This is a genomic window from Nocardiopsis protaetiae (genome assembly GCF_045446735.1).
Classification (GTDB): Bacteria; Actinomycetota; Actinomycetes; order Streptosporangiales; family Streptosporangiaceae; genus Nocardiopsis; species Nocardiopsis protaetiae.
Genome location: NZ_JBJJBV010000268.1, coordinates 1 through 9,210, shown reverse-complemented (window position 1 = coordinate 9,210; position 9,210 = coordinate 1). Strand labels below are relative to the sequence as shown.

Below are 9,210 nucleotides of genomic sequence, written 5' to 3'. Positions count from 1 at the left end.
CCGCCGTCAGTCGCGGTCGGCGCCCAGCGGCGCCAGCAGGGCGTCCAGCGCGTCGTACAGCTCCGGGCGGGCCGCGATGACCAGGTCGTTGGCGGGCGGGCCGCCGTGCGGGCCGCCCACCCTGATGCCCGCCTCGGAGGCGATCAGGCCGGGCGCGGCCCAGTCCCACTCGTTCAGTCCGCGCTCGTAGAACGCGTTGGACCGCCCCGCCGCCAGCCCGGTGAGGTCCACGGCGGCCGAGCCGCCGCGGCGGATGTCGCGGATGTGCGGGACGACCCCGGCCAGCACGCGCGCCTGCTGCACCCGGCGTTCGGCGAAGTAGCCGAAGCCGGTGGCCACCAGCGCCTGTGCCAGCGGCACCGCGGGCGGGGCCTGGAGGGGTTCGCCGTTGCACCGCGAGCCCTCGCCCAGCACGGCCTCGTACAGCTCGCCGCGCCGCGGGATGTTCACCGCCGCCGCGACCACCGTGCCGTCGACCTCGGCGGCGATCGCCACGCCCCAGTCCGGCTGCCCGTACAGGTAGTTGACGGTGCCGTCGATGGGGTCGACCACCCAGCGCACCGCGCCGGCGCCCTCCTCCCCGCCCTCCTCGCCCAGGATCGCGTCGCCGGGGCGGGCCGCCAGCAGGCGGGAGCGGATGAGCTCCTCGGTGGCCCGGTCCATCTTCGTGACGACGTCGGTGGGGCTCGACTTGGTGTCCAGGACGGTGACGCCCGCCTGCCCCTGGGCCGCGAGCTCACCCGCCTCGGTCGCCACCCGTACGGCCAGGTCGCGCAGGTCCCTCGGGTCGGGTGTGGTGTGGATGCCGGTCACTGCTCCGCTTTCCGCCTTCGGATGTGGGGTCGGTCCGCACTCTACGCCGCCCGGGTGAACTCCGCCCGACACCAGCCCGCACCCGCCGGGCGCGGACGGCTTCGGGGAGGGTCCGCGGAAAACCCCTTGCCCGCCGCCGTCGCCGTCGGTAGGACGGTTCGGACACCCGAGGGAACGAGGCCGCGATGTTCTGCTGGATGGATCTCAAGACACACGACGTCGGGGCGACCGCGGACTTCCTCGCGGCCCTGCTCGGCTGGGAGTGCGCGGTGGCGGAGGAGGACCCCCGCCGGGCGACGTCGGTGTACGCGGAGGGGGTGCGGATCGGCGGCGTGAGCGACCTGTCCCTGCCGCCGTACCCTCCGGGCCTGCCCGCCCACACCGCCTATTACGTCGCGGTCGACGACGCCGACGGGCGCACGGCGGCGGCCGAGGCCGCGGGGGCGCGGGTGGTCGTCGAACCGTTCGACGCGGGGGACCAGGGGCGCGTGTCCACGCTGGTCGACCCGGCCGGGGCGGTGGTGTCCCTGTGGGAGGGCCGGTCCTTCCGGGGGTGGACGCGGCCCCGGAGGATGCTCCTGGCCTGCGCCGAGCCGGAGCGGGCGGCGGACTTCTACACCCGTGTCCTGGGCGGGGTGCCGCGGGGCGCCTCCATCGTGCGCGGGGACACCGCGCCCGCCTGGGAGCTCGTGCTCGCGAACCGGGACCCCGCGGCCCTGGCCGGACCCGCCCGCGAGCGGGGCGGCGCGGTCGTGCGGGAGGACGGGGTGACCCGCCTGCGCTCCGCCGAGGGGCTGTCCTTCGTGCTCGGCGCCCCGCGGGCCCGATGAACGGCGGGCCGGTGCTGCGGAGGGCCCTGGCAGCCGACGCGGAGGCCATGGCGGATGTGTGGCTGCGCTCCTTCGCGACGGCGCTGCCCGCGGTGCGGCGCGCGCACGGCGACGACGCGGTCCGGTCGTGGTTCGCGCACGTGGTGGTGCCCGGGCACGAGTCCTGGGTCTGCACCGTGGACGGCCGGGTCGTGGGGCTGCTCGTCCTGGACGGCGACGCGCTGGACCAGCTCTACCTGGACCCCGGGTGGCGGGGCCGGGGCCTGGGCGAGCGGCTGGTGCGCCTGGCGAAGCGGCGGCGCCCCCGCGGCCTGGAGCTGTGGACGTTCCAGGTCAACGCGTCCGCGCGGCGCTTCTACGAGCGGCACGGTTTCACGGCCGCGGAGGAGACCGACGGGTCGCGCAACGAGGAGCGCGAACCCGACGTGCGGTACGTCTGGCGGCCCTGACGGGCCCGGGCGGCCGGGGTGGGCCGGCCGCCCGGGGCACCGGTCAGAGGTGTTCGGGCCGGACCCACTCCTTGCCCTGGACGTGGTGGTCCAGGAACGCGAAGACCGTCTGGTACCAGACCTGGGCGTTGCCCGGGGTGAGAATCCAGTGGTTCTCGTCCGGGAAGTACAGGAACTTGGACTCCACCCCGTACAGCTGCAGGTCGCGCCACAGGCGCAGCCCCTCGCCGATGGGGACGCGGTAGTCCTTGTCCCCGTGGATCACCAGCATCGGCGTGGTGATGTTCGGCGCGTGCAGGTGCGGCGAGTTGACCAGGTACCGCTCCGGCTGCTCCAGCGGGGTGCCGAACTCCTGCTCCCACACCGGCGGGTAGTCGGTGGTGCCGTTGAACGCGTCCAGGCCCCACAGGGAGGCGTGGGAGACGATGGCCTTGAAGCGGTCGGTGTGCCCCGCGATCCAGTTGGCCATGTAGCCGCCGAAGGAGCCGCCCATCATGGCGGTGCGCTCGGCGTCGATGTCCTCGCGGGCCTCGGCGGCGTCGGTGATCGCCATGACGTCGGCGAACACGCGCGGCCCCCACTTGCCCCAGGCGCGGCGCAGCATGTCCTGGCCGTAGCCGGTGGACAGGGCCGGGTCCGGGAGCAGGACGGCGTAGCCGCGGGCCGCGAGGATCCACGGGTTCCACCGCCACGACCAGCCGTTGAAGCTCATGTACGGGCCGCCGTGCACCCACAGCACCAGCGGGGCCGGGGCCTCGGCGGACGCCTCCTCGGGCAGGACCAGCCAGGAGCGGATCCGGGTGCCGTCGTCGGCGGTGGTCTCGATCTCGGTGAGGGTGCCCGGCACGGTGAGCTCCGAGCCCGGCGTGTCCAGGTACACGGGCTCGCCGTCGGTGGCGGCGGCGTCCAGGCGCACCGGCGCGGGCGGGGCGTCCCAGGCGTCGCGCAGCGCGTACACGTACCGGCCGTCCGGGGACGGGTTGAGCTCGCTGTAGGCGCCGTGGTCGCCGGTGAGGCGGGTGACCTCGCCGGTGGACAAGTCGGCGCGGAAGACCGGGCGGCGGCCGTTCTCGTCGGCGACGATGAAGACCGCCGAGGAGTCGGCGGACCAGGCCAGGTCGCGGGGCCACAGCTCCAGCCCCGGGTGCAGCGGGGAGGTCTCGCCGCTCTCCCGGTCGAGCACGTACAGCTCGTAGGCGCGGGGCTCGCCGTCGTAGTCGCCCTCGGAGCCGCGGGCGTAGGCGATGCGGCGGCCGTCCGGGGAGACCAGCGGGGAGCCCAGCTCGTACCCGTCCTCGCTGAGGAGGGTGGTGCGCTCACCGGTGGCGGTGTCGATCGCGACGAGGTCGCTGCGGTGGCCGCCCTTGCCGATGGGCACGTCCCAGGTGGTGATGAGGACGGTGCCGTCGGGGGTGAGGGCGCCCTGGGCGTTGAGCAGGGCCTTGCCGGCGTCGGGGGTGAGGTCGCGGGCCTCGCCCAGGCGCGCCTCGGCGTCGGCGGGCGGCGCGGCGACGAGGTAGCGCGGGTGGTCGGGGCCGATGTCGGAGTCCCAGTGGCGGACCGGGAGGGACTCGTGCAGGATCGCGCTGACGCCCGCCTCCGAGCGGGCCTTGCGGGCCTCGGCGTCGTCCTCGCCGTTCTGGCTGGCGGGCAGCGTCGCGGAGGTGAAGGCGACCAGGCCGCTGTCGCGGGCGACGGTGAAGGCGCCGACGCCGCCGGGCCGGGAGGCGACCTGTCGGGCCTCCCCGCCGTCGGCGGGCAGCAGCCAGAGGGAGGACTTGGGCTTGTCCTCGGGCTTGGCGTCGGGGTCGGGGCGGGCGCTGGTGAACAGGACCGAGCCGTCGGGCAGGAAGCCCGCGCTGCTCTCGCCCTTGACGCCGCGGGTCAGGCGGCGCGGTGCGGCCCCGCCCTCGGATCCGGGTCGTACGTCGATCTCCCACAGGGCGCTGTGGAAGGTCTTGGCATCGGGTGCGATGCCGCTGACGGGTGCGACCAGACGGGTTCCGTCGGGGGACAGCCGCAGCCCGTTGACCCGCTTCAGGCGGACGTATTCCGGCAGTTCGTACCAGGAACGGACCAAGGTGATGACTCCTGAGAGGGGTGGGTGGTGATCTTCGTCGAACCCTATCCCCTCAGGGTGTCAGCGGTGTTTACCGAGGGGCCCCGTGTGACGCCCGGGGCCCCTGGGATCAGTCGCGGCAGCGGCAGCCGGCGCACCGGGGCACCGTGCTCAACCGCCGCGGCCCGCCTCCCTCGGTGTACTCGCGGACCAGGTCCGAGACCATGGCGACGAACGCCGGGTGGGTGCCGGGGCTGAGCGCGCGCTCGTACCCGATGCCCAGCTTCTCGGCGGTCTGGCGGGCCTCCACGTCGAGGTCGAACTTGACCTCCATGTGGTCGGAGACGAACCCGTGCGGGATGACGACGACGGCGGGCGCGCCCTCCTGGGCGAGTTCCTCCATGCGGTCGTTGACGTCGGGCTCCAGCCAGGGCTGGCCGGGGGGGCCGCTGCGGCTCTGGTAGACGACCTCGAAGGGGTACTCGCGGTCGAGGCGGTCCACGACCAGGCGGGCCACCTCCGCGAGCTGGGAGCCGTAGGCGCCCTCGGGGCCGAAGCCCAGCTCGGGGCCGCCGCTCTCCTCGGCCATCTTCGTGGGGATGGAGTGCGCGGAGAACAGCAGGCGGACGCCCTCGCGCTGCTGCGCGGGGAGCGCGTCCAGGGCGGCGCGGGTGTGCTCGACCAGGGGCTCGACGAACCCGGGGTGGTCGTAGAAGGGGCGGATCAGGTCGACCTCGGGAGCGTCCTCGCCCAGGGCGGCGCGGACGCGGTCGATGTCCTCCAGGTAGGCGGTGCGGCTCGACCAGTTGCAGTAGGCGGAGGTGGGCAGCGCCAGCACGCGCCGCACCCCGTCCTTCCTCATCTGTTCGAGGGTGTCGGCGAGCATCGGCGCCCAGAACCGGTTGCCCCAGTAGACGGGCAGGTCGATGCCGTCGGCGGCGAACTTCTCGGTGACGGCGGCGAGGAGGTCGCGGCACTGTTGGTTGATCGGGCTCACCCCTCCGAAGAGGAAGTAGTGCTCACCGACCTCCGCGAGCCGCTCGCGCGGGATGTTGCGTCCGCGCGTGACGTTCTCCAGGAACGGGATGACCTCGTCCTCGCCCTCCGGGCCGCCGAAGGAGATCAGCAGAAACGCGTCGTAAGGCCTCATGCATTTCATGAAACCAGCTCCCCCGGGCCCCTGCGCCGCACCCCCCGGTCAGCGGGTCTGTGGTGTTGGCCTCCTCCCGACCAGGACCTTTCGGCGCTTTTCTCCCCCCGGACTCCGCCTGGTCCTGCTCGGATACTCCCCCTGGCCAGAAAAGTGACCGGCGAGTAATGTCCCCTGGCATGACAGATGTGTTGTGGCACACGTGGGCGGACACCTATCAGGCCCGCCCCAAGCGGACCGCCTCCCCCAACAGCACCGCCGAGGTCGCGGCGGCCGTGACCTCGGCCGCCGCGGACGGCCTGCGGGTCCGCATGGTCGGGTCGGGGCACTCCTTCACCGACGTGGCCGTCACCGACGGGCTCCTGCTCTCCCCCACCTCGCTGACGAGGGTGCGCTCGATCGACCCGGTGGCGGGCACCGCCACGGTCGAGGCCGGGCTGCCCCTGTGCGAGTTCAACGACGCGCTGGCGGCGCGCGGCGTGGGCCTGGCCAACATGGGCGACATCGCGGTGCAGACGGTGGCCGGGGCGGTGCAGACCGGCACGCACGGCACCGGCCGGGACGCCGGCGGGCTGGCGGGCCAGGTGGTCGGCCTGGAAATCGTGCTCGCCGACGGGTCCGTGGTGGAGTGCTCGGCGGAGCGGGAGCCGGAGCTGTTCCACGCCGCCCGGGTGGGCCTGGGCGCGTTCGGCGTGGTGACGGCGCTGACGATGGCGGTGCGCCCGGCGTTCCTGCTGCACGCGCGGGAGGAGCCGATGCCGCTGGAGGAGGTGCTGGAGCGGATGCCGGAGCTGCGGGCCGACAACGACCACTTCGAGTTCTACTGGTTCCCGCACACCGGCAACACCAACACCAAGCGCAACAACATCACCGAGGGTCCGGCGCGGCCGCTGTCGCGGTTCAAGGAGTGGCTGGACGACGACTTCCTGTCCAACACCGTTTTCGAGGGCGTCAACCGGGTGTGCCGCCGCTTCCCCGGCGCGGTCCCGGCGGTGAACCAGGTCAGCTCGCGGGCGCTGTCCGCGCGCGCCTACACCGACGTGTCCCACAAGGTGTTCACGTCGGTGCGGGACGTGCGGTTCGTGGAGATGGAGTACGCGATCCCGGCCGAACACCTGGTGGACGTGCTGCGCGAGGCCCGCCGGATCGTGGACGCGGGCGACCACCGGGTGAGCTTCCCGGTGGAGGTGCGGTTCGCCCCGGCCGACGACGTGTGGCTGTCGACGGCCTACGGGCGCGACACCGCCTACGTGGCGGTGCACATGTACAAGGGGACGCCGTACGAGGCGTACTTCGCCGACCTGGAGGCGGTGTTCACCTCGGTGGGCGGCCGTCCGCACTGGGGCAAGATGCACACCCGCGACCGCTCCTACATGGAGTCGGTGTACCCGCGCCTGGGCGACGCGCTAGCGGTGCGCGACCGGGTGGACCCGGGGCGGCGGTTCGGCAACGACTACCTGGACCGGGTCTTCGGCTGACCGCGGGGAGGGACGGGGCCGTGTGACCGTGTGAAAGGGGCGGGCCCCGCCGTCGGCGGGGCCCGTCGTGGTGTGCGGGGTGCGGTGTGTGGCCGTGCGGGTGTGCTGTGCGGGGTGTGGTGCACGGCGTGTGGTGCGCGGGGCGCGGGGTCGGCCCACGGGGACGGGGTGGGCCGGCGGGGTCAGCCGGTGAGGTCAGCCGGTGAGGTCAGCCGACGGGGACCTCGGGGACCGCGTTCTCGGTCCCGCCCGAGGCTCCGCCCCCGGTGCCGCCCGTGCTCCCCGAGCCCTCGGTGCCGCCAGAACCCGAGCCTCCGGTCCCGGTGCCGGGGTCGGTCTGGCCCTCGCCCGGGTCGGTGGTGCCGCCGTCCCCGGGGGTGGTCGGGTCGGTCTGCCCGCCGTCGTTCCCCGTGGGCGGCTCGGTACCCGGGGTGGAGGGGTCGGACGGGGTGGGCTCGTCCGCGGGATCCTGCGTCCCCTCTCCGGTGCCGTCCTCCTGCTGTCGGCCCTGTCCGCCCTGGTCGGCGGGGGTGTCGTCGGTTCCGTCCCCCTCCTGGGCCGGGGGCCCGGAGGTGCCGCCGCCGAACAGGGTGGGCGAGGTGGGCTCGTCCTGCCCCTGCGTCCACGCGGTCAGCGAGCGGCCGGTGAACAGCTCGAACAGCAGGATGACGAGCATCGCCAGGCCGAACACGACGGCGGCGGGCACCGCGTAGGCGCGCCATCCGCGCCGGGCCGGATCCTGTCCGGGGGCGCCGTCGGGGTCGGAGGGACCGTCGGGGTCCGCCGGACCCGCGGGACCATCGAAGTCGTCGAAGTCCTCGGGGACGGCGGACATGCGCACCGTGGCGTCCGCCCCCGGGGCCTGCCCGGCCGACGGGCCCTGCTCGGTCAGGGCGTCCGCTCCCAGGACCGGCATGGCCATGGTGCGGGTGGCGTCGGGCTCCTCCGGCAGGCCCGGGATCGGCCCGGTCGGCGGCAGCCCGGGCACCGGACCGGTGCCCGGCGGGTCCATGGGGTGGGTGCCGGTGCGGTGAGAACCTGTTCCCGCGGGCTCGGTGTGCCCGACGGCCTTCTCGGCGAGCTGCCGCGCCTGGTCGCCTCCGCGGGAGAACCAGTGCTGGAGGAAGGGGCTGACCACGGTGCTCAGGGTGGCCATGACGGCCGCCCCGATGACCGTTCCGTAGACGTTGAGGTAGGAGGCCGCGGTGGCGGCGGCGAGGGTGGCCGCCCCCGCTCCGGCGACCTGGGACAGGCTCAGGTCGATGCGCTTCTTCCCGGTGTCCTCACCCTCTTCCGCCTCCGGTCCCCCGTGGTGTTCGGTCCGCCCCATGCGGCCGCCCCCTTCGTGTTCCGTCCTGTTTCCGTCACCTCCGGAGGGCGCGCGAGAGGGCGCGCCGCGCTCCGGGCTGGGCGTGTGTCGGGCATGTGGCCCCAGACACCCCAAAGTTCACATACGACTCATGTACGGATAACTAAGGCTAAGGGCGACAGGGTTCCGATAACGCCATCAATGAAGATGCATCACTCTCTGGCAGACGTCGGCGTGTCGAGTTGCGTCCGAGAGAATCCACCTACCCGATGAAGCGACCGAGATCGGAGTTTTTCCCGGGCCTGGGGCGATTCGGGGGGCGCGGGATACCATCACGGCGGAGCCTTCGCACGGGAACCGCGACATTCCCCCGTGACAGCTCCCGGTCGTGGAAGGGTCAGCGTGCCAAGATTGGCAAAGGAAGCGACCGTGAGGACCCCGGGGACGGCCCGGGGCGCTCCCACCGCGGCCACGTGCGCCGCGGACCGGGAGGCGGGCACACATGTTCGGGCGCGCCGGGCGCGGTAGTGGCCGAACCGTTGTCGGCCGACCAGACTTGGAGAACGCGGGGGTTGGTCGCAGGACCTGTCCTCGACGGGACGCGAAAGGGAGGGCGATGCACGAGCTTCGCCTCGTGGCCGTGAGTGAGGACGGCACCTATCTGGTGCTGGCCAGCACCGGCCGTGGAACCCGTTTCATGCTCCCGGTCGACGACCGCCTCCGCGCCGCAGTACGCGGCCAGTTCTCCCGGCTCGGCCAGTACGAGATCGAAGTGGAGAATCCGTTGCGCCCCAAGGAAATCCAGGCCCGCATTCGGTCCGGTGAGACAGCGGAGGCCATCTCCGAGATCTCCGGCATCCCCATCGAACGGGTCCGCTGGTTCGAGGGGCCGGTCCTCCAGGAACGGGAGTACATCGCACAGCAGGCCCAGCGCGCCGCGGTGCGCATCGCCGGCGAGGCCGCCCCCGGAGGGAACCTGGAGGAGCTGGTCACCCGCCGGATCGGGGCCCACCAGCTGGAGACCGGCGACGCGGTGTGGGACTCCTGGAAGCGCGAGGACCGCACCTGGCAGCTCAAGCTCGTCTTCCTGGACGGCGGCGAGGAACGCGTCGCCCACTGGCT

The 9,210-nt window shown here is 73.5% G+C and carries 8 protein-coding genes; 4 read left to right on the top strand and 4 right to left on the bottom strand.

What is annotated here, in order from left to right:
- Window positions 1–6: 6 nt before the first annotated feature.
- Window positions 7–813 (bottom strand): inositol monophosphatase family protein, encoded by an 807-nt coding sequence (locus ACJOT3_RS28635; protein WP_406976236.1) that lies wholly within the window; start codon window positions 811–813, stop codon window positions 7–9.
- A gap of 197 nt (window positions 814–1,010) precedes the next feature.
- Between ACJOT3_RS28635 and ACJOT3_RS28630 the strand changes: the two genes are divergently transcribed.
- Window positions 1,011–1,643, top strand: a complete 633-nt coding sequence (locus ACJOT3_RS28630; protein ID WP_406976235.1) for a VOC family protein — start codon at window positions 1,011–1,013, stop codon at window positions 1,641–1,643.
- A gap of 47 nt (window positions 1,644–1,690) precedes the next feature.
- Window positions 1,691–2,092: a GNAT family N-acetyltransferase gene (locus ACJOT3_RS28625; protein ID WP_406976234.1), complete on the top strand. Its 402-nt coding sequence runs from the start codon at window positions 1,691–1,693 to the stop codon at window positions 2,090–2,092.
- 43 nt (window positions 2,093–2,135) lie between these two features.
- Here ACJOT3_RS28625 and ACJOT3_RS28620 read toward each other — a convergent pair whose 3' ends face one another.
- Together ACJOT3_RS28620 and ACJOT3_RS28615 are read right to left on the bottom strand one after the other, a co-directional pair.
- A complete protein-coding gene (locus tag ACJOT3_RS28620; protein WP_406976233.1) occupies window positions 2,136–4,172 on the bottom strand; it encodes a S9 family peptidase in 2,037 nt (678 codons plus the stop codon).
- Between the two features lie 109 nt (window positions 4,173–4,281).
- Window positions 4,282–5,301: a ferrochelatase gene (locus ACJOT3_RS28615; protein WP_406976232.1), complete on the bottom strand. Its 1,020-nt coding sequence runs from the start codon at window positions 5,299–5,301 to the stop codon at window positions 4,282–4,284.
- A gap of 179 nt (window positions 5,302–5,480) precedes the next feature.
- On the opposite strand from ACJOT3_RS28615, the gene ACJOT3_RS28610 reads away from it, so the two are divergent.
- Window positions 5,481–6,779: a D-arabinono-1,4-lactone oxidase gene (locus ACJOT3_RS28610; RefSeq protein WP_406976231.1), complete on the top strand. Its 1,299-nt coding sequence runs from the start codon at window positions 5,481–5,483 to the stop codon at window positions 6,777–6,779.
- Window positions 6,780–6,987: 208 nt separating this feature from the next.
- On the opposite strand, the gene ACJOT3_RS28605 is transcribed toward ACJOT3_RS28610, so the two are convergent.
- The gene (locus ACJOT3_RS28605) at window positions 6,988–8,109 is read right to left on the bottom strand and encodes a hypothetical protein (protein WP_406976230.1); all 1,122 of its coding nucleotides are present in this window, start codon (window positions 8,107–8,109) and stop codon (window positions 6,988–6,990) included.
- A 595-nt stretch (window positions 8,110–8,704) separates the two neighbouring features.
- Between ACJOT3_RS28605 and sepH the strand changes: the two genes are divergently transcribed.
- Window positions 8,705–9,210: septation protein SepH (sepH, locus tag ACJOT3_RS28600; RefSeq protein WP_406976229.1), on the top strand; the 506-nt coding region annotated here is incomplete at its 3' end.

Coding starts and splice junctions, on each gene's coding strand:
- ACJOT3_RS28630 (WP_406976235.1), top strand. CDS start 1,011: ATGGATCTCAAGACACACGACGTCGGGGCGACCGCGGACTTCCTCGCG.
- ACJOT3_RS28625 (WP_406976234.1), top strand. CDS start 1,691: ATGGCGGATGTGTGGCTGCGCTCCTTCGCGACGGCGCTGCCCGCGGTG.
- ACJOT3_RS28615 (WP_406976232.1), bottom strand. CDS start 5,301: ATGAGGCCTTACGACGCGTTTCTGCTGATCTCCTTCGGCGGCCCGGAG.
- ACJOT3_RS28610 (WP_406976231.1), top strand. CDS start 5,481: ATGACAGATGTGTTGTGGCACACGTGGGCGGACACCTATCAGGCCCGC.
- ACJOT3_RS28605 (WP_406976230.1), bottom strand. CDS start 8,109: ATGGGGCGGACCGAACACCACGGGGGACCGGAGGCGGAAGAGGGTGAG.